Below are 1,563 nucleotides of genomic sequence, written 5' to 3' on the forward strand. Positions count from 1 at the left end.
GCAGGCGCAGGCAGACATAGGGAACGACCGGCACCTCGGCGAGCGGCGTGTAGGTGCCGCAGTACCGGCCGAGCCGTTTGGCCTGGTCCGGCTCCCTGGTGATCGCCTCGTACGCGCCCTTCGGGCCCGCCACGCGCGCCTCTTCGAAGAAGCGGCGGAGAACGGAGAGAGTATCGGTCTGGTATTGCTTCAGTTTCATCAGATGCCCCCTCAGGCCCGCGCTTTGACGTCGTAGGGCGTCTGCTTGAAGGTGATGCGCTCACGGTCGAGCGTCGCGGGCGTCAGCCGGGATTGCTCGCCATAGACGGTCAGCGGGCCATCGAAGTCCGGTGCCAGTTTGGCGATATCCTCACGGATCAGGGCGAGGGTCGCGCGGGTCAGCACGTTGCCGCCGCCCGGCCTCTTGTCGCCAAGGATGCCGTTGTAGAGCAGCGCATGGGCGCGGCCGTCATGGATGCCGAGCAGCGGGCTGTCGCCACTGCCATCCCACGGTCGGTCGGTCTCGGAAAACCAGACATGCGCCGCCAGCACCGGGAAGCGGATGTCCTGCCGGATGTGGCCTTCCTCGTCGAAGACGGGAGGGCCGAGCCGGTAGAAGCGGAAACCGCCGCCGCCCTTCCAACCCGCGCTCTCCGAAATGCCGCCTTGTTCACCGTCGATGACCTTCTGCAGGCGCGGCGCGCAGTGGGTGTGGGCATGCTCGCCCATTTCGATGCCGATGTATCGGCGGCCCATCTTATGAGCGACGGCGGCGGTTGTGCCGGACCCGAGGAAGGAATCGAGCACAAGGTCGTTCGGATCGGTTGCAATGTTAATGATGCGTTGAATTAAGCGCTCGGGTTTCGGAGTCATGAAATTTACTTCACCGAACAGAGCTACGACTTCCTTCTTGGCCTCTTGGGTGTTTCCAACCTCACTGTTCATCCACAAAGTCTGGGGTACGACTCCCTGCTTCACCTCCGCAAGGAAGCGCTTTATGCGCGGAGTGTTGTTGCCGTCCTTGCCCCACCAGATCCTGCCGTCGCGGTCCATCTCCCAGAACCGCTCCTCCGACACGCGCCAATACATGCCATTCGGAGGACCTGCGATCACCCGGCCGCTGGGACAGGTAATCGCATATCTTCCGGCACCGTAGAAATTTCGCGCGGAAACGTCGCCGGAAGTCCAAGGGCCGCGTGGATCATTGTCCGGGTTCTTGTAGCCTTTGTTCATGCGGTCGGAACGCGGCATGGGGTTTGGCACCCACTTATCGGCATTCCTGGCAAAAACGAGGATATGGTCGTGATCATCTGAAAAATGGCGCGCAGTGTTCTTCGGCGAAAAGACCTTCTGCCAGAGAGTGTTGGCGATAAAATTTCGTCGCCCGAACACCTCATCCATGATGACCTTTAGGTAGTGCCCCTCGTTGTCGTCGATGGACACCCAGATCGAGCCATCCTCGGCCAGAAGATCGCGGAGCAGTTCCAGCCGGGGCCACATCATGGCCAGCCATTGCGTGTGCTCGAGGTTGTCGTCGTAGTGCTCGAAGGCGGAGCGCGTGTTGTAGGGTGGGTCGATGTAGAT

2 protein-coding genes are annotated in these 1,563 nt (G+C 61.4%); both read right to left on the reverse strand.

Annotated features, from left to right (window positions below; translation table 11 throughout):
- On the reverse strand, positions 1-199 hold a 199-nt coding region (locus V7050_RS20970), incomplete at its 3' end, for a hypothetical protein (protein WP_324411280.1).
- Positions 200-210: 11 nt separating this feature from the next.
- A partial coding sequence (locus V7050_RS20975) for a site-specific DNA-methyltransferase (RefSeq protein ID WP_324375817.1) occupies positions 211-1,563 on the reverse strand: 1,353 nt, incomplete at its 5' end.

The organism is Amaricoccus sp., from assembly GCF_036846665.1.
Lineage (GTDB): Bacteria > Pseudomonadota > Alphaproteobacteria > Rhodobacterales > Rhodobacteraceae > Amaricoccus.